The organism is Paenibacillus sp. FSL E2-0177 (assembly GCF_037992975.1).
GTDB classification, from domain to species: Bacteria; Bacillota; Bacilli; order Paenibacillales; family Paenibacillaceae; genus Paenibacillus_AQ; species Paenibacillus_AQ odorifer.
Map to the genome: position 1 here is coordinate 2,415,990 of NZ_CP150307.1, position 18,412 is coordinate 2,434,401.

At 44.2% G+C, this 18,412-nt stretch carries 14 protein-coding genes and 1 tRNA gene; 11 read left to right on the forward strand and 4 right to left on the reverse strand.

Annotation, left to right across the window (positions count from 1 at the left end; translation table 11 throughout):
- The first annotated feature begins 82 nt into the window (after positions 1-82).
- On the forward strand, positions 83-2,116 hold the full coding sequence (locus tag MHI25_RS10625) for a methyl-accepting chemotaxis protein (protein WP_076125037.1): 2,034 nt from the start codon (positions 83-85) through the stop codon (positions 2,114-2,116).
- Between the two features lie 165 nt (positions 2,117-2,281).
- Here MHI25_RS10625 and MHI25_RS10630 read toward each other — a convergent pair whose 3' ends face one another.
- Positions 2,282-3,559: a histidine--tRNA ligase gene (locus MHI25_RS10630; RefSeq protein WP_076278619.1), complete on the reverse strand. Its 1,278-nt coding sequence runs from the start codon at positions 3,557-3,559 to the stop codon at positions 2,282-2,284.
- A gap of 354 nt (positions 3,560-3,913) precedes the next feature.
- Here MHI25_RS10630 and MHI25_RS10635 point away from each other — a divergent pair, with 354 nt between their 5' ends.
- Positions 3,914-4,567 (forward strand): HD domain-containing protein, encoded by a 654-nt coding sequence (locus MHI25_RS10635; protein WP_076276371.1) that lies wholly within the window; start codon positions 3,914-3,916, stop codon positions 4,565-4,567.
- An 86-nt stretch (positions 4,568-4,653) separates the two neighbouring features.
- Entirely contained in the window at positions 4,654-6,099 is a 1,446-nt protein-coding gene (locus tag MHI25_RS10640; protein ID WP_076184329.1) for a DEAD/DEAH box helicase, read from the forward strand.
- Between the two features lie 173 nt (positions 6,100-6,272).
- Here the strand turns inward: MHI25_RS10640 and MHI25_RS10645 are convergent, their stop codons facing one another.
- Positions 6,273-6,620 (reverse strand): hypothetical protein, encoded by a 348-nt coding sequence (locus MHI25_RS10645; protein WP_340395390.1) that lies wholly within the window; start codon positions 6,618-6,620, stop codon positions 6,273-6,275.
- Between the two features lie 332 nt (positions 6,621-6,952).
- Between MHI25_RS10645 and MHI25_RS10650 the strand changes: the two genes are divergently transcribed.
- Complete coding sequence (locus MHI25_RS10650; protein ID WP_340395391.1) at positions 6,953-9,268, forward strand: endo-1,4-beta-xylanase; 2,316 nt, start codon at positions 6,953-6,955, stop codon at positions 9,266-9,268.
- A gap of 338 nt (positions 9,269-9,606) precedes the next feature.
- Here MHI25_RS10650 and MHI25_RS10655 read toward each other — a convergent pair whose 3' ends face one another.
- On the reverse strand, positions 9,607-11,322 hold the full coding sequence (locus tag MHI25_RS10655) for an ABC transporter ATP-binding protein (RefSeq protein WP_076125049.1): 1,716 nt from the start codon (positions 11,320-11,322) through the stop codon (positions 9,607-9,609).
- Positions 11,323-11,608: 286 nt separating this feature from the next.
- Between MHI25_RS10655 and MHI25_RS10660 the strand changes: the two genes are divergently transcribed.
- The gene (locus MHI25_RS10660; RefSeq protein WP_248549329.1) at positions 11,609-12,787 is read left to right on the forward strand and encodes an MFS transporter; all 1,179 of its coding nucleotides are present in this window, start codon (positions 11,609-11,611) and stop codon (positions 12,785-12,787) included.
- Between the two features lie 92 nt (positions 12,788-12,879).
- Here MHI25_RS10660 and MHI25_RS10665 read toward each other — a convergent pair whose 3' ends face one another.
- Complete coding sequence (locus MHI25_RS10665; RefSeq protein ID WP_076184332.1) at positions 12,880-13,641, reverse strand: methyltransferase domain-containing protein; 762 nt, start codon at positions 13,639-13,641, stop codon at positions 12,880-12,882.
- A 237-nt stretch (positions 13,642-13,878) separates the two neighbouring features.
- Here MHI25_RS10665 and MHI25_RS10670 point away from each other — a divergent pair.
- From MHI25_RS10670 to MHI25_RS10695, 6 genes are all read left to right on the forward strand, one after another.
- A tRNA-Leu gene (locus MHI25_RS10670) sits at positions 13,879-13,962 on the forward strand.
- 172 nt (positions 13,963-14,134) lie between these two features.
- Positions 14,135-14,575, forward strand: a complete 441-nt coding sequence (locus tag MHI25_RS10675) for an OsmC family protein (RefSeq protein WP_076125055.1) — start codon at positions 14,135-14,137, stop codon at positions 14,573-14,575.
- A 57-nt stretch (positions 14,576-14,632) separates the two neighbouring features.
- A complete protein-coding gene (gene lpdA, locus MHI25_RS10680) occupies positions 14,633-16,321 on the forward strand; it encodes a dihydrolipoyl dehydrogenase (protein ID WP_340395392.1) in 1,689 nt (562 codons plus the stop codon).
- Between the two features lie 186 nt (positions 16,322-16,507).
- On the forward strand, positions 16,508-16,921 hold the full coding sequence (locus MHI25_RS10685; RefSeq protein WP_248549275.1) for a MarR family transcriptional regulator: 414 nt from the start codon (positions 16,508-16,510) through the stop codon (positions 16,919-16,921).
- 532 nt (positions 16,922-17,453) lie between these two features.
- Positions 17,454-17,783 carry a helix-turn-helix transcriptional regulator gene (locus MHI25_RS10690; RefSeq protein ID WP_076133666.1) on the forward strand — a complete coding sequence of 110 codons (330 nt, stop codon included), beginning with the start codon at positions 17,454-17,456 and terminating at the stop codon, positions 17,781-17,783.
- Entirely contained in the window at positions 17,780-18,337 is a 558-nt protein-coding gene (locus MHI25_RS10695; RefSeq protein ID WP_076304426.1) for a DUF2812 domain-containing protein, read from the forward strand. Before MHI25_RS10690 ends, MHI25_RS10695 begins: the two co-directional genes overlap by 4 nt.
- Positions 18,338-18,412 lie beyond the last annotated feature (75 nt).

Consider the following 18,412-nt stretch of genomic DNA (forward strand, 5'->3'; position numbering starts at 1 on the left):
AACTTTGCCACCCGATAGTAATTGTATTATTTACAATTTCATTGTTCGCAAATGAACAAGCAGTCGGAAGGATGAAAAGAATATGAAGATTCGCCTAAAGTTATCACTTGTTATGATAGGTGTGACCCTTTTATGTATTTCTGTAATGGGGATATTTACGTATTTGAAATCAACTCAGGCGATTGTGAATCTTACTGAGAATTCTATGAAGCAGGTCAATACGAACAAAGCTCAGACTATATCAGCCATGATAGCAAAAGAGCAGAGAAGTACAGAGCTTATTGCGAGCCGTTCGGAAATTGTTGATCTACTGCTGCAAGCTGGGAATGGTGGAGTTAACAAAGGAGATAAGCTTCAGAATGAGGTGAACGCCAGTCTACAAAGCATTGTGGAGGAAGCAGGAAACCTTGAGCACATTCTAGTCAGTGATATGAAAGGTATTAGTGTGGCTGACAGTGATACTAAGCTTATAGGGACAGATTTTAGTGAAAGAGATTATACGAAAAGAGTAATGGAGACGGCTGAACCTGTGATCAGTGAAACGCTGAAATCAAAATCTACAGGAGCTTATGTAGTGGCTTTTGTACAGCCAGTAAAGAGTAATGGAAAGATGATTGGATTTATTGCATCAGCTGTTTCCGCAGATAGTATGATTAAGTATTTGGCCGATACCAAAGTGGTAAACACGACGAGCTCCTACGCTTATTTACTGGATGAGAACGGCAATAAATTATATTATCCGGATAAAACACAAATTGGTCAGCCTATTGAGAATACGCAGATCGCAGCTGTTATGGAGCGTGTGAAATCTGGTGAGAAGGTAGCGGATGGCCTGCTCAATAATACATATAATGGTGTGGAAAAAAAATCAACCTATACAGTTTTACCTGAGACGCACTGGTTGCTTGTATTAACCGCAGACCTCGATGAAATCGTGAAACCTGTCACTGATATGAGAAATTTCAACTTATTTCTTGGTGTGGGAAGTTTGATTATTGCCTTGCTGATTGCTCTTTATTTTGCTAAAAAAATCTCTTCTCCGATTGTTAAACTAACGGACATGATTAATAAAACGGCAGAATTGAATTTGACGCATGACTCAGAGTATGAGTATTTGACTAAAAACAAAGATGAGACAGGGACGATCGCCAAAGCGATGTTCAGCACTCGGGCTACACTTCGTGAGATGGCTGGAAGCTTAATTACGATCTCGTCCAAAGTGCTTGAAAATGCAGAAACGCTGGAGAAGCTGTCTATAGATGTGCGGGAAAATGCCCACGATAATTCGGCGACTACGCAGCAGCTATCGGCAGGTATGGAAGAGACCGCAGCCTCTACAGAGGAAATGACAGCAGCAATTACAGAAATTGATAACAATGTATCCGGGATCACCAATAATGTGAAGGAAGGCGCTGCCGTTTCTAGACAAATTAGTGAGCGGGCGCTGACTCTCCAAGATGAGGCAACAGAATCTACGACGAATGCTAAACAAATTTATGAATCCGTGCGAATGGATATGGAAAAAGCGATTGAGCAGTCGAGCGCGATTGCAGAGATTAATGTACTGACGGATACGATTCTATCCATTGCCAGTCAGACCAATCTGCTGGCCCTGAATGCAGCTATAGAAGCGGCAAGAGCGGGTGAGGCAGGTAAAGGTTTTGCGGTTGTAGCTGGTGAGATTCGGAAGTTGGCTGAGAAGTCGTCTAAGATTGCGGCCGGAATTCAAGGTGTGGTAACAGGTGTTTATTCCTCTGTTGAATCCATGAAGGAGAATTCTGAGGCATTACTTTCTTTTATTGATCAGAATGTTCTAGCAGATTATGAACGATTAACTGAGGTAAGTCAGCAATACAACAGTGATGCTGCCACCGTAAATACGCTGTTAAAACAATTCGAGAGCGCAGCTGATCATTTGAGTATGGCTATATCAAGTATTAATATTGCCGTTAATGAGGTAGCTGCTACAGTAAACGAGGGAGCTATAGGGATTCAGGATATCGCGGTAAAAACGGCGGATATCGTGGAAAAAACATTCCTAGAGGTTACTATGGCTGATGAAAATACTCAAAGTGCCAAAGAGCTTCAGGGGTTAGTAGATAAGTTTAAGATCTAAGGGTTTGAAATGAATTAAGGGAATCCTTATCTCTTTTTCATAAAATATTAAGCTTGCAGGGTTATAGTACATGTATAACCTCCCTTATATATAGACTTTACCCCGCCGGTCGCCGGCGGGGTCTTTTTTTATGCAGATCTTTTTAGGAGGATATCAGGCAGCAGTTTAGCCAGTAATAAGGTAGATAGCTTCATCTAATGGAACTATAACCTCTGTTTGTTCCTTCATATCCTTCAGACGCACCTTATCCACACTGGATTCACTCTCGCCGATCAGAATAACGTAACGTATATTTTGGGATGAGGCTGTGGCGAGTTGCTTTTTAAGTTTTCTTTTACCGGATACCAGACTGGTCCGGATAGAACAGGCACGGAGCTCGGCGGCTGCAATTAAAGCCTGTGGGAGCGTCTCGCCAATCGGAATGACCATAACCTCTGCTGTCTTGCGCTCTTGGATAGGACGTTCTGCAAGGAGCGCCATGATAGACTCCATACCAAAAGATAAGCCAACCGTAGGATATTGAATATCCTCTCTGCCCACTAGCTGTCCGATGATAGCGTCATATCTGCCTCCACCACCCAAGCTTGAGGTAAAGGAACCGGATGCATCAAAGATCTCGTAGACGGTTCCAGTGTAGAAAGAAAGCCCGCGGGATAAGAAGGGATCGAAACGGCAAGTCTGCTGCAGCTGAATGTCTTGGAGCAGCTTTTGCAGGACAAGAACCTCCATTGCTCCCGGTTGTCCGGTAAGACTATATTTTTCGCATAACTGCTCAAAGCTTGGATTGTCCATTTCAATAAGCTCTAGAATAGCAGCGATGGTTGCAGATTCGATTTCCTTGCTGATCAATTCATTTTTCACGCCGACGAGGTTGATTTTTTCTAATTTATCCAAGGTTAGCATAACGGACAGTTGGTCCTCGGCAGGTACACCAATCGATTCCAGGATCTCACCGAGAAAACGTCTGTTGTTCCATTTTAGGATGATCGGGATGTCCAGCTTACGAAAAGCTTCTGTGGCCAGCTGCATCAATTCAGCTTCCGCCTCAGGTCCTGAAATACCAACAACATCAACATCGCATTGCAGAAATTCACGCAGGCGCCCACGTTTCACGGGACCATCACGGAATACTTTTCCGATCTCATAACGCTTGAAGGGAAACACTATTCCAGGATTTAAGGCGATCACTTTGGCAAAAGGGATGGTCAGATCATATCGTAAGCCCAGCTTGCGGTTGCCTTGATCGGTGAGTTGGTACATCTCCTTGAGAATTTCATCCCCACCTGCATATTTCGAGGTTAATAACTCCAGTTCATTTAATAATGTGGTGTCCATGGATTCAAAATCATAGAGTTCGAACAAATCCTGCAGCGTATTTTGAATGTTCTTTCTGAGCGCCTGCTCTTTTCCGAAGTAATCATAAGTTCCTTTAATGTTTTGCATCGTTAGTAGCTCCTTTGAATTGGCATAGTTTAGAAATAAAAAAACGCGCAGGACCTCATGGTCCTGCGCGTGATCTATGCCGCAGGGAGGCCAACGCGAGTAGCGTTAGCCTCCCTGAGAATTTCAGGGTTGCTAACGCTGTTTGTGATAATAATGAAGTTGATTCAGCATGATTGTTATGGTGTTCATCAGAATCAATTCCCTTCGACATTTTGATTACTGCCGATTATAGCGGATCATTTGGAGTCGTGCAAGTAAGAATTTGTTATAACGAAGATTTTTAGTAGGCGAATGGACAGGCAATCAGCTATAATAGGGCTTCGATATTTCATAGGCGAGGGGAGCTTGTTGACGATGAATCAACCTTTAATAATAGCCCGGGCGGAAGAATTTGTGAAAGAACAACTGGGACAAGATACTACGGGGCATGACTGGTGGCACACCCATCGGGTCCGCAGCACGGCATGTGAAATTGCTGAGATCGAGCGTGCGGATGTTTTTATCTGTACGATGGCAGCCTTGCTGCATGATGTTGCAGACGAGAAGCTTAATCCGTCAAAAGAAGCAGGTCTGCTTAAAGTCCACACTTGGCTTACGGCAAACCTTACAGAGGAGGAGCAAATTCGTCATATCATGCTGATCGTTGAAACGATGTCTTTTAGTGGTGGTGGAGGAGAACCTATGCAGACTCTGGAAGGTCAAGTGGTGCAGGATGCAGATCGACTAGATGCACTTGGCGCGATTGGCATTGCCAGAACCTTTATTTTCTCAGGCGCAAAGGGACGTCCGGCTTATGATCCGGAAGTTTCTCCACGCGAGGAGTCGCTGCAGAAGGAATACAGGGATTATAGCAAAGGGACGGCTGTGAATCATTTTTATGAGAAGCTGTTGAAACTAAAATTCTTAATGAATACGGCTTATGGACGCAAGTTAGCGGAAGAACGGCATGATTTCATGTTGAATTTTCTGGACCAGTTCTATAAGGAATGGAATCAAGGACGCCAATAACTGTTATAATGATAAGTATGCACAAGATGGAAGGATCGCGGAGTTTCCGCTTTAACCAGAACAATCGGCATAGAAGAGGTTGAACGATGAGTGAATTGCAATTTAGAGATTATGAGTTAGACGAAGAGATAATTAAAGCACTGGATGTTCTGAAATTTATGACACCTACGGAGGTACAGAGCAAGGTAATTCCTGTGGCTTTGCAGCAAAAGGATCTGATTGTGAAATCGCAAACAGGCAGTGGCAAGACGGGAGCTTATGGTATTCCGCTTTGCGATCTGGTGGATTGGGTGGAGAATAAGCCGCAGGCTTTGATTCTTACGCCAACTCGGGAGCTTGCGATGCAGGTGAAAGAGGATATTACGAACATCGGACGTTTTAAACGGATTAAAGCAGTTGCTCTTTTCGGCAAGCAGCCCTTTGCCCCTCAAAAGATAGAGCTTACGCAAAAAACACATGTTGTCGTAGGTACGCCTGGACGCGTATTTGACCATATTGAAAGAGGCACACTTCCGCTAAATCGAATCAAATATTTGATCATCGATGAAGCTGACGAAATGCTGAGCATGGGCTTTATTGAGCAGATCGAGAAGATCATTAAGCAGCTGCCCAAAGAGCGAGTAACGATGTTATTCTCAGCTACCTTACCCGAAGTCATTAAGAATTTGTGCCTAAAATATATGAGCGATCCAACGGATATCGAGATTCAGGCAAGTGGAATTACGACGGCTACGATTGAACATGCGTTGATTGAAGTGAGACAAGCTGCCAAATTCTCTTTGCTAAGCGATATCATAACGGTGGAGAATCCGGATAGCTGTATTATTTTTTGCCGTACGCAGGAGCAGGTAAATGCTGTATTCAGAGGATTGGCGGATCTGGAATATCCTTGTGATAAGATCCACGGAGGTATGGAGCAGGATGAGCGCTTTGAGGTCATGAATGCTTTTAAAAGAGGGCAATTCCGCTATTTAATCGCTACCGATGTAGCGGCTAGAGGGATTGATATCGAGAATATCACCCATGTGATTAATTACGATATTCCACTGGAAAAAGAAAGCTACGTGCATCGTACAGGCAGAACCGCGCGTGCAGGCAAGACGGGTAAAGCGATCACTTTTGTCACTCCGAATGAGCAGAAGTGGGTAACTGAAATTGAAAGCTATATTGGCTTCAGCATTCCGCATATGAAAGCTCCTTCGGACGACGCAGTTGCCTACGCAAAGGAAGCGTTCGAGCAGAAGATCAATAAGCAACCTGTCCGCAAGAAGGACAAAAGCGAAAGCTTAAACAAAGAGATTATGAAGCTATACTTCAACGGCGGCAAGAAAAAGAAGCTAAGAGCCGTCGATTTTGTCGGCACAATAGCAAAACTTGAAGGTATTTCCGCCGAAGATATCGGGATTATCTCGATTCAGGACAATGTGACCTACGTGGATATTTTGAACGGTAAAGGCGCAATGGTGCTGCAAGCGATGAGAGAGACCACCGTGAAGGGTAAGCAGCTGAAGGTTCATATTGCGAAAAAATAAATCAAGGATGACAGCTTATTGCTAAGCTCCTTGCAAATATGCCGCTACTGATGCGGTTTATATGAAGAGGGAGTCGTGTTCACAACACGGCTCTTTTTTTTATTTGTTGTTGTATCTCAGTATCTCCAAGGAATGCCGAAATGAACGGTAAAACTCCCGTACAATTGGTCGATTCAGCTGGAAGTGGCGAAATGAACGGTAGAAATCCCGTACATTGTGCTGATCCAGCTTAAAGTGCCAAATTGTACGGTGAAAATCCCGTACAATGCGTTGATCCAGCTGAAAGTGCCGAATTGTACGGTAGAAATCCCGTACAATGTGCTGATCCAGCTGGAAGTGGCGAAATGAACGGTAGAACTCCCGTACATTGTGCGGATCCCGCTGGAAACGCCGAAATGAACGGTAGAACTCCCGTACATTGTGCGGATCCCGCTGGAAACGCCGAAATGAACGGTAGAACTCCCGTACATTGTGCTGATCCAGCTGGAAGTGGCGAAATGAACGGTAGAACTCCCGTACATTCAGCCAGCATGTTATGTAACCCAAGAGACAACACCTTAATAGTGTCGTCTCTTGGGTTTTTTCGACGCTAAACGGATCTGATAACGCAGATCCGTTCAGCTTAAGTAAGATAAGATCGAAAATAATTAATTTTAGTTCCATAAATGGAAACAAATGTGATATTATGGCGATATAGAGCCCATACTTCACGGATGACCTGCCTAGCTTGGTTCCTCCTGAGGATAGGCTCTGATTTTTTTATGAGGAAGGTGGTGTGGCCCGAGCGGTATCGGGGACAGGAAGAAACGAAGCCATAAGGTTCGAACCTAACTCAGAAGGGAGAATCGAAGCGATGAAAAAAGGAACTTTTTTGAAAGCGCTTAATTTTGTTTTGGTTTTATGTTTGCTTGTACCTGCGTATTGGGCTGCACCCGCACATGCGGAGAACACGCTTATTCAGCAAAGCGATTTTGAAGATGGCACTGTTCAGGGTTGGAGTGGACGTGGGGAAGTTGAGGTGCTTACAGCCAAAACAGATGCGGCACGCAGCGGCACATATGGCCTGGAGGTAAGCGGCCGAACAAAAACGTGGCATGGACCTTCACTGGATGTGACTAGCCAGCTGGAAGTGGGACAAACTTATGTGTTTATTGGATGGGTGAAGCTGCCTGCCGGATCATCCAACGCGAATATCTATATGTCACTGCAGCGGACATTACCTTCTACCATTCATTATGACAATTTGACCTTTGGAGCAGTGACAGCGAACGGTTGGGTGAAGCTTCAGGCGCAGTACAAGCTATTGGAGCCGGCAGATCAACTTTCTATTTATTTTGAAGTGCCGGGTAGCGCGACAACTTCTTTTTATTTGGATGATTTTCGATTGGAAAAGCTACCGGATCTCGGTCCAATTGTCATCGAGGATGCGATTCCTTCGCTGAAGGATGTGTTTGCAAACAAATTTCTGATCGGCTCGGCGTTTACGAATAGTGAGCTGCTGACAGCTCCGGATCGGCAATTGTTGGCCAAGCATTTTGATAGTGTGACACCAGGAAATGTTCTGAAATGGGACAGCACGGAGCCGCAGGAAGGTGTGTTTAATTTCGCTGAAGCTGACACGGCAGTAGCTTTTGCCACCGCAAATGGACAGCAGGTACGTGGACATACCCTAGTCTGGCATTCGCAGACACCGGATTGGGTGTTCCGTGACGCCAGCGGTAATTTGGTCTCCAAAACGGTGTTATATGAGCGAATGAAGAGTCATATTAAGACTGTTATGGAACGTTATAAAGGTGAAATCTATGCTTGGGATGTCGTCAACGAAGTGATTGACACTTCACAATCTGATGGCATGCGCCGCAGCCTATGGTACCAGATCGCGGGTGAAGAGTATATTGAGAAGGCGTTCCAGTTCGCTCATGAAGCTGATCCTAATGCAAAACTGTTCATCAATGACTACAATACGCATGAGCCAGCCAAAAGCCAGGCGCTATACAATCTGATTGTACGACTTCAGGCCAAAGGGGTTCCTATTGACGGAGTAGGGCATCAAACGCACATCAGCTTGTATTATCCTTCGCTCTCTGAAATCGAGAATTCGATTATCAAATTCAAGGCTTTAGGGCTGGAAACTCATATTACTGAGCTGGATATTAGTGTGTATTCTGATAATTCTCAAGCCTATGAGATCTTCCCTGATAATTTGAAGCAGCGCCAAGCGGCTTTATACAAATCATTATTTGAGATCTTCCTGCGGCACACGGATACGGTCACGAATGTCACTCTCTGGGGGAAGGATGACAGTAATACTTGGTTGCGCACTTATCCGGTAGCCCGTAACAATTGGCCTTTATTATTTGATGAGCGCCTTCAATCTAAGCCGGCCTACTGGTCCGTATTGGAGACAGTGGCAGCTCCCGTAGTTCCAGCAGCTCCTGCTAACTTGAATGCAGCTGCAGGCAATGGGCTCGTGAATCTTAGCTGGAGCACCTCGGCGGGCGCAACTTCCTATACGGTGAAACGGTCACTTACGAGTGGTGGCCCTTATACCACTCTGACTACGGCTACCGGGACGAGCTATAGCGATGCGGCGGTTAGCAACGGAACGACTTATTATTATGTTGTGAATGCTGTCAATAGTGCGGGTACGAGCAGCAATTCTGTACAAGCGATGGCTACACCGCAAGGCTCGGGGCCTGTCGAACCGGTCACCGGGCTTGCAGTGGCGTATCGGACAGCGGATACTAACCCAAATGACAACCAGATGAAGCCCTATTTTAATATTAAAAATAACGGCACAACTGCAGTCGATCTTAGCGAGCTGAGCATCCGTTACTGGTATACGATCGATGGAGACAAGCCGCAATCCTTTTTCTGCGATTATGCCCAGATCGGCAACAGCAAGGTAGCAGGCAGCTTTGTAAAGCTGGACACGCCTCGAACGGGAGCAGATTACTATTTGGAAGTGAAATTCAACGCAGGTGCGGGCATGCTTGCCGCTGGAGGAACTTCCGGGGATATTCAGACCCGGATACACAAGACAGATTGGAGCAATTTTAATGAGGCTAATGATTATTCGTTTAATTCACTTCAGACCGCTTATGCGGATTGGAACAAGGTGACCCTTTATCGGAACGGAGTGCTGGTATGGGGAACAGAGCCGCAATAGCGAAACTAGGGGAACTGAGCTTTAATTGTGCCGTTTTTAATTTTTAGGGAAAACCTCCCTGAAAATAGCTGATTTATGCTGGTTACTTAGCTTTTCAGAGAAATCCTCCCTAAATATCGCCTGAATTCCACTATTATGAGTAAATTGGGGTGAATTGCGGGAGGTTTTCCCTGATTGCAAGGGTTAGAGCAATAAACCAAAGAAAATCAGGGAGGAATTCCTTAATCAAGCATCACGTTTGCTGCAAATAGAGGAGTTACGTGAAAAAGCAAGCCTAGTCGCCAAAAACATGGTGACTAGGCTTGCTTCATTTTTGCCCAGCTGTGGCAAATTACTTTTTAAAAATTATATTGCGCCTGATGCAGACGGCTGTAAATTCCACCAGCATGGACTAATTCCTCATGTCTGCCTTGCTCAGCGATTCCTTCTTCATTCACGACCATAATCCGGTCGGCATTTTTGATTGTCGTCAAACGGTGAGCGATGACGAGTGTGGTTCTGCCTACGGACAGATCAGCCAGGGATTGCTGAATCGCGGCTTCGGTCTCTGTATCCAGCGCGGAAGTAGCTTCATCCAGAATCAGAATCGGCGGATTCTTGAGGAACATGCGAGCGATAGCCAGGCGCTGCTTTTGTCCACCGGACAGCTTCACACCGCGCTCCCCGATGACTGTCTCCATTCCATCTGGCAGATTCTGAATGAGCTCCTCCAGATGAGCACGTCGCGCAGCTTCCCAGATTTCAGGCAGCTTTGCATCCAGTTTCCCATAGGCGATATTCTCGCGAATTGTCCCGGAGAACAGGAAAACATCCTGCTGCACGATCCCGATTTGTTTGCGCAGCGATTCCAGCTTCATGTCACGGATATCGATGCCATCAATCGTGATGGCCCCGGCTGTGACATCATAGAAGCGCGGAAGCAGGCTGCAGATTGTTGTTTTGCCTGCGCCGGACGGCCCAACAAAGGCAATGGTTTCGCCAGCCTTTACGTTAAGGCTTATATTTTGCAGAACCGGACGATTCTCTTCGTATCCAAAAGATACATCCTGGAATGTAATATCACCGCGCAAAGCGTTGATCTCCACGGCATCCGGTTTGTCACTGATGTCAGGTTCCGTGTCAATGATTTCCAGATAACGTCTGAAGCCGGCAATTCCTTTAGGATAACTTTCGATCACGGCATTGATTTTCTCGATAGGGCGGAAGAAGATATTAGACAACAAGATAAACGCCACAAATTCACCGATTTGCAGCTCGCCATTGATAAAGAACCATGCGCCGCAGATCATCACCAGGATGGTAATGAGGCGGGTCATCATATAGCTGACGGACAAGCTTCTAGCCATGATTTTATAAGCCATAAGTTTTGTTTTGCGGAACATTTGATTATCTACTGCGAATAGTTCTTGTTCATGCTGCTCATTGGCAAAAGATTGCACGACCCGAATCCCACCGACATTGTCTTCGATACGGGCATTGAAACTGCCTACATTTCCAAATAGCTGGCGATAAGTTGAAGTCATATTGCGGCCGAAGTAGATGATTACCCAAGCCATAATTGGAACGATAATAAAAGTAATAATCGCCAGCTTCAGATTAATATCAGCCATTAGGAGAAAGGCTCCGACAAGGGTCATGATTGCAATAAATACATCCTCAGGACCGTGATGCGCCACTTCGCCGATATCATTTAAGTCATTGGTGATTCTTCCGATTAGATGGCCTGTTTTATTATTATCAAAGAATCGGAACGAGAGTTTCTGAATATGGTCAAACATTTTTTTGCGCATATCAGTTTCGATATTTATGCCCAGCATATGACCCCAGTAAGTGACAATATACTGCATCACCGTATTTAAGGCGTAGATCGCCAGCAGCGCAACACAAGCGATAAGAATAAGCGGCCAATCTTGACCAGGAAGCAAATCATCAATAAATTTATTGACGGCTACCGGAAAAGCCAGTTCTAGCAGTCCCGCAAAAACAGCGCAGGAGAAATCCAATATAAATAATTTTCTATACGGACGATAGTAGGAAAAAAACCTTCGAAGCATTCTGTTCACTCTTTTCTGTGGTTTAAATATGAGTTCAAATGAAATTGATTCTCAACTACCCGATGATATGGATACTAAAGATGGTCAGCGGTTTTGTCAATAATTCGGGTATAAAATTACTTAAGGGTTGTAACTTCTAATAGAATAGTAGATGATGGTTCATAGTGTTTAAAATATTTCAAATCCTTGACAAGCTCTGTGCTTGGCGGGGTTATTTGTTTGTAATTTAGGAGGATACACGATGAAAGCTTCACAAAGCGAAGGACACATTCAGAATAATAGCTTAATGGACAGCAAATATGATCGCTGGCTGCTTGTGCTGGGAATTATTTTTATCGCTGCAGCGCTGCGGGCTCCATTTACTTCTGTGGGTCCATTAATACAATTGATTCAGGATGACCTCGGCTTATCCAATACTCTAGCAGGAGCTATTACTACTTTACCATTATTGGCTTTTGCCATCTTGTCCCCGTTTGCTCCAAAGCTGGCCCGCCGTTTTGGTTTAGCTAATGTGTTATTAGTTGCCATGGTCATGCTGGCTATGGGAATTCTAATTCGCTCGGGATCTGGAGCAGGTCTGTTGTTCACAGGTACTGCTATACTTGGATTATCCATTGCCGTGTGTAATGTACTACTTCCAGGTCTTATTAAAGGGAAGTTTCCTCACAAAATCGGGCTAATGACAGGTATCTACACGGTTTCTATGAATTTATGCGCAGCTATTGCCTCAGGAATTAGTGTACCGCTGGCAACGAATGCTGGATTCGGTTGGAGAGGGACCTTGGCCATCTGGTTTATGATCGCAGCTCTAGCAACAGTGTTCTGGATTCCGCAAATGCGTAAGCTTAATCAAGGAACCGGCTCTAAGAGTGCAGCCTCAAGCAAAAATATGTGGCGTTCATCTCTTGCTTGGAAAGTCACGATCTTTATGGGCTTACAGTCACTGCTTTATTACGTCTTTATTGCCTGGTTTTCGGTTCTCCTCGGTGAACGGGGAATGTCGTCGAGTAATGCGGGTTGGTTTCTCTCGCTCATGCAATTGGCACAGCTACCCTTTACTTTCTTCGTACCGCTGTGGGCAGGCCGGATGAAGAACCAACGTATTCTAGTTATAATCACTGCTGTTCTTTATTTCATCGCATTAGGTGGCATCTGGCAAGGCAGCGGCGCTTTAATGGCTGTCTGGGCGGTATGCTTTGGTATTGCCGGAGGATTTGCCTTCGGTCTTGCGATGATGTTCTTCAGTCTAAGAACAAGAAGCACGCAAGAAGCGGCGGAGCTGTCAGGAATGGCCCAATCTGTGGGTTATGTACTGGCAGCAATGGGACCGGCATTATTCGGCTGGCTGCATGATGTAACGAACAGCTGGACGGTGCCATTGATTTTACTGCTGGGTGCAAGTGTACTGTTGATGGTTGTCGGGCTTGGCGCTGGCAGTGATCGGTATGTTGGAGACAGAAAATAGGATCCCGTGTAAAAAAGAGTGTACTAGCGCGTATTAAGCGCCAGTGCACTCTTTTTTTGACTATTGAACATGAGAAGTATTTCTTATCTATTCTAGCTTCGTTTGTAAGCAACAATCCGGATTCTGCGATAATCCATTACCCAGCGGCCGTCCTGATATAGCTTGGATTTCAATTTCTGTTCCATAGAAGAGAGAACTTCTGCGCGTTCGGTCGGTGTGAGCACACTTAAGATTCCATCGGCAAAAGTATTCAGCCACCGCTGAAATCCTTGCTCCAAGCCTTCCAGTGGTGTTGGCCGGTCAAAACAAAGGGCGAGGTCCACGGTCAGTCCGTGCTTCTCTAGTAGAGTTGCATACTCGCCAACGCTTGGGAAGTACCAGGGCAAATGCAGCTTATGACTACAGCCAATGGCTGCAAAAGCTTGTGGAAGGCCAGCGACGATGGAAGCAATATTGCCCAGTCCACCGAACTCGGCCACGAAACGGCCGCCTACCCGCAGGCTGGCAACAATGGACGCCGCCGCTCCGTTTGCGTCTGTTAGCCAGTGAAGGGCAGCGTTGCTGAACACAGCATCGACTGGCTGTTCCGCGACATAAGTTTGCCCATCAGCTAAGACAAAGCTTAGATGGGGATGCTTGTCACGGGCTGTCTGAATCATTTCGGCAGAGGCATCAATACCTGTCACAGTGGCGCCCTTAGCAGCAATGGCTGCCGCCAAATCCCCGGTTCCACAGCCCCAATCGATAATCTGTTCGCCTGGCTGTGGGTGAAGCAGCTCAATCAATGATTCTCCAAACTGAGACACAAAGGCCATATCAGTATCATAGGTTTGGGTATTCCACTGTTGGTTCATAAGTATTCATCCTTTCTATTGATCGATTATTCCGACATCTCCGTCATAGCGCCTTACTTTATCTATGTTGTACCATATGAGGATTTATAATAGAAATATATAAACTGAATAATATTGATTGGTTATACCTATGAGTCTATATGAAGCCTATTTCAATAACACAAAAACCTTGCGTTTTAAATGCAGAGGGAGTATAGTATTATGTACAGGCGGTTTTGGTCGCCAGTTACATAATATGCGGTCATGGCGGAATTGGCAGACGCGCTGGCTTCAGGTGCCAGTGGTAGCAATATCGTGGAGGTTCGAGTCCTCTTGACCGCATCCTATCAACAAAAACAGGTTTCTGATTTACCTATTCAGGTAGATTGGAAACCTGTTTTTTTATTGAATCAGGTTCGAGTTCTTCTTCGAAAAAATACTTACTTAGCTAAGTATTGATATTCACCGATTACTATGTTATTATTTTCACAATCTTAAGGAGGAGGTAATACATATGTTAACTACTTTTAAAGCGACAGCTAAAAAACTGCCTAATGGAATGCAAGTTGAAACCAATTCTAGAGGTTTTAAGATTATTATGGACGAACCAGAGGATTTGGGGGGGACCGATGTTGGTTTGAATCCCGTCGAGGCGTTATTGTGTGCCTTTGGTGCATGTCAGTCCATTGTCGCTAGTGCCTTTGCAGACGCTAACGATTTTAGCTTCGAAGAATTTTATGTTGAACTTGAAGGAGACTTAGATCCGGATGGTTTCATGGGTCTCGCAGATGTGAGAAATGGTTTCCAAGAAATTCGTTTTGTTATGCATTTTAAAACCAACGAAAGCCAAGAAAAGGCAGATGCTTTTGCTGACTTTATCGAGAAGACATGTCCTGTTGGAGATTGTCTTGCTAACGGTGTGAAGCTGGTAAAAGCAGGCGTAGTCATTCACTAATACATTCGCTTGAGGGGGCTCTTTATGAGTCCCCTCAAGGATATGAGGAGCATAACGATGGAAATAAAAATGTCTATGATTCCAGGTGGCAAAAAGGGGAAAGCAGGCAAGATAAATGTAAATATCGGTGACAAGATATCTGCAGGAGATACCTTGGTACAGATTGAAACTGGAAAAGGCAACAGATCGATTGAAGCGGCAGCAGAGGGTATTATTATCAATATATTATTTGAAGAGGGGAGCGAGATTGCCTCAAATCAAGTCTTATTTGAAGTAAATCCGATCCAGGTGGAGGCTCCGGTCCAATCATCTGTCCCACAACCTGCAGTCGCCGTGCAACAAACTCATGCTATAAACCCTGACTTGCTTATCATTGGAGCAGGACCAGGAGGTTACGTTGCCGCTATTTATGCAGCAAAAAAAGGACTTCAGGTAGCGATGATTGAGAAAGAAGAATTAGGAGGTACCTGCTTAAATGTTGGCTGTATCCCTACAAAATCTTTAGTCAAATCATCTGAAATCTGTCATGAAATAAAAAACTCCTCTTTGTTTGGTATAACAACAGGATCTGATCTTCAAGTGGATATGAAGCAGGTTATTCGTCGTAAAAATGAAGTCAAAGAGAAATTGGTCTCCGGCGTTGGTTATTTAATGGAAAAAAACGGTGTTCAGGTTGTTCGCGGCCACGCTTCGTTCCTATCGGCGCATGAAGTGAAGGTAACCGGCGAAAATAGTTACCGTATTTCAGCAAAAAATATCATTGTGGCAACAGGCTCGAGGATTTCCAAGGTGAATATCCCAGGAATTGATCTGCCATTTGTAATGAACAGTACTGAAGCGCTCGCCTGCGAAGAGTTACCAAAGGTAATAACTATCATCGGTGGTGGGGTTATCGGCATGGAATTCGCCTTCATTTACCGTAACCTAGGAGTTGAAGTTCATGTTGTAGAATTTATGGACCGTCTGCTAACGATGCTGGACAGTGATATTTCGGTAGAAATTATGTGTTTAGCTCAGCGGGCTGGGATTCATATTCATACCAACTCCAAAGTTTCCAAAATCCAACGTGCGGATGATGGTCAGGCGATTGTAACCTATGAGAATAGTGAGGGTGAGCATTTGCTAGTTAGTGAAAAAGTATTGGTCGCTATTGGACGCGAGCCTAACCTAGAGGGTCTGGATATCGAAAAAGCAGGTATTCAACTAAATGAACGTGGTAAAGGTATTGCCGTTGATAAACAAATGCGTACGAATGTAGAAAATGTGTATGCGATTGGCGATGTAACTAACATTATTCAGCTTGCTCATGTTGCTTCACATCAGGGCATTACGGCTGTAAACACCTTACTCGGTGAATCCCAAGATATGCATTATTCCGCGGTACCGAATGTAATTTTCACCTCTCCAGAGATTGCCAGCGTCGGGCTGTTGGAAGATGAATGTAAGGAGAATGGGCTGGACTATCGTGTGAGTAAGGTATCTTTTGCAAGTAACGGAAAAGCATTGACAATGAATGAACCGGAAGGTTTTATCAAATTAATCAAAGATAATGGCTCCGGACAGATTGTGGGAGGGTCTATCATTGGTCCCGATGCGTCTTCTCTGATTAGTAGTCTTACACTTGCGATTGCCAATGGGCTTACGGAACAACAGATTACACAGACAATCTTTGCCCATCCAACTACTGGGGAAGTAATTCATGAAGCAGCATTCGGTTTAGGAATTGGGGCGTTGCATCAAGGATAAGTTGTTCTAAGTATCTCGGGAGACGGATCCTGCTGCAGCCTAAATAAATGAACTATGTGATCACTTGAAAAGTATGTTCAGCTTCCTTAATATATTTTGCTATAATAAATTAGAAAAGAGTTGATTATTTTAAGATAAAACAGTTGGGATTGGTTGGTGTAAACAGTGTTTAATTTAGATGACTGTATGGCCTTTATTGCAAACCGTAGTGCAAAAATATTCGCGGAAGCCTTAGAAAAGGAATTTCGGCCATATAATATGACCCGGAGCCAATGGATTGCGATGTATTACATCTATACTAGTGAATCCATTACCCAGAGAGAACTAGCAGATAAAATGTCTATAAAAGAGCCCAGCGTAGTCAGGCTGCTTCAAAAATTAGAATCTGAGGGGTTCTTGCATCGCTCTGGCACCCATGCGGATAAGCGAGTCAAGCAGTTGGAATTGTCAGATAAGGGAGTACAGATCTATCTCGATTTACTGCCGGTTGCCGAAAAGTTTAAAGATGATACGATCACCAATATTTCCGAACAGGATCTTCAAACTTTTAAAAATGTATTAGGTGTCATGGTTGAAAATGCCTCAAAAGAGAGACCATAAAAAACTATGCAGAACAAAATAAAGAATAGGTCAGGTTGGGTATGTTCCTTTTTTACATATCCTATCTGGCCTATTTTTTGTATAGACTTTTGTAGTTTTAGTATATGTACGAAACAGTGTCAGCTAACGGACCGTATGGCCGCTATTATTGATTTTTGGCACATTTTACAGAGGTTTCGGACTGCATAGCGCTTATTGCTAAGGAATCGTGTGAAAAGCGAGTGTTTGGAGACGAATAGCTGCATCTGAGTCCGAACGTAAGCTGAAACACGCTATTTTTCGGAAATAGCGGCATCTCAGTCCGATACTTCATAATGAGGAAGGAATAGGTGCCACGGTGGGAGTATCTAGCTGCTGAGTAGCCCCCCAACAAATCCGTCCTAGCTAAGTGCTAGGCGTTTTTTTGTTGCGCTCATGATCGCTGCGATTGAAAAAAATGGGTGTTTTTGTATTGACAATTATATCGGCTTCCGTAATAATGATATTACGTAAGCCGATATATCGACAACAGTAATAGAATGGGGATGAAATGATGCCTGAAAGCACAGAAAGAGGCGCATTAACTGAAGCTGTATTTTATATCTTATTGTCTCTATATACAGCAATGCACGGATACGCAATTATGCAGAATGTGAAGGACTTAAGTAACGGTCGGGTTGATCTGGGCGCGGGCACTTTATACGGAGCACTTAACACTTTACTGGAAAAAGGCTGGATAAAAGCAGTGGAAGGGGAGCAAGGTTCCCGTAGAAAAGAATACGAAATTACCGGCTTAGGAAAGTCAGTGATTCAGGGAGAGATCATCCGTCTGGAAGAATTGATAGCGAATGGGAAGAGAATAGCTGGAGGTGAGTCCAAATGAAACATGTGGTTCGCAAGCTAATTTGGGATTATGAGAAGGAAGAAAAGTGGCTTAATGAAATGTCTGCGAAGGGGATGGCTCTATCAGAATTATCTTGGTGCAAATATGTGTTTACAGAGACCCCCAATAATGAGTACACGTATAGAATTGAGCTTTTAGATAACTTGCCGGATCATCCGGATAGCATCAAATATCTCAAGTTTTTAGAGGAAAACGGTATAGATTGTGTAAGTACTTACATGCGCTGGGTTTACCTTAGAAAGAAGTCAGTGGAAGGTCCGTTTGATATTTACACAGATCTGGAATCCAGAATAAAACACTATAAGCGAATCAACAGGTTATGGAAATCTGTAATGTGGTTAGAGTTGATTTTAGGCCTATTTAATGTGATGATTGGTGTAATAAATTATTCTTTTTCATCACAGAATCTCAGTATGGTAAACGTAATAATGGGCGGTATGTTGATTTTGTTAGGTTTTGCTTTTTTAATTCTTGGTGCACCTATCCGGAAGAAAATTAAGAAGCTTCAACTGGAAAATTTGATAATAGAATAGGACTTTAGAGTTGTAACATGCACACACGGCAAGTTTCCTTTTCAGAGGGAGACTTGCTGTTTATTTTTGCGGAGT

Bases quoted from the DNA above. Each gene is read 5' to 3' on its own strand.
- MHI25_RS10625 (WP_076125037.1), top strand. From the start codon at position 83: ATGAAGATTCGCCTAAAGTTATCACTTGTTATGATAGGTGTGACCCTT.
- MHI25_RS10630 (WP_076278619.1), bottom strand. From the start codon at position 3,559: ATGCAAAACATTAAAGGAACTTATGATTACTTCGGAAAAGAGCAGGCG.
- MHI25_RS10635 (WP_076276371.1), top strand. From the start codon at position 3,914: ATGAATCAACCTTTAATAATAGCCCGGGCGGAAGAATTTGTGAAAGAA.
- MHI25_RS10640 (WP_076184329.1), top strand. From the start codon at position 4,654: ATGAGTGAATTGCAATTTAGAGATTATGAGTTAGACGAAGAGATAATT.
- MHI25_RS10645 (WP_340395390.1), bottom strand. From the start codon at position 6,620: ATGTACGGGAGTTCTACCGTTCATTTCGCCACTTCCAGCTGGATCAGC.
- MHI25_RS10650 (WP_340395391.1), top strand. From the start codon at position 6,953: ATGAAAAAAGGAACTTTTTTGAAAGCGCTTAATTTTGTTTTGGTTTTA.
- MHI25_RS10655 (WP_076125049.1), bottom strand. From the start codon at position 11,322: ATGCTTCGAAGGTTTTTTTCCTACTATCGTCCGTATAGAAAATTATTT.
- MHI25_RS10660 (WP_248549329.1), top strand. From the start codon at position 11,609: ATGGACAGCAAATATGATCGCTGGCTGCTTGTGCTGGGAATTATTTTT.
- MHI25_RS10665 (WP_076184332.1), bottom strand. From the start codon at position 13,641: ATGAACCAACAGTGGAATACCCAAACCTATGATACTGATATGGCCTTT.
- MHI25_RS10675 (WP_076125055.1), top strand. From the start codon at position 14,135: ATGTTAACTACTTTTAAAGCGACAGCTAAAAAACTGCCTAATGGAATG.
- lpdA (WP_340395392.1), top strand. From the start codon at position 14,633: ATGGAAATAAAAATGTCTATGATTCCAGGTGGCAAAAAGGGGAAAGCA.
- MHI25_RS10685 (WP_248549275.1), top strand. From the start codon at position 16,508: ATGGCCTTTATTGCAAACCGTAGTGCAAAAATATTCGCGGAAGCCTTA.
- MHI25_RS10690 (WP_076133666.1), top strand. From the start codon at position 17,454: ATGCCTGAAAGCACAGAAAGAGGCGCATTAACTGAAGCTGTATTTTAT.
- MHI25_RS10695 (WP_076304426.1), top strand. From the start codon at position 17,780: ATGAAACATGTGGTTCGCAAGCTAATTTGGGATTATGAGAAGGAAGAA.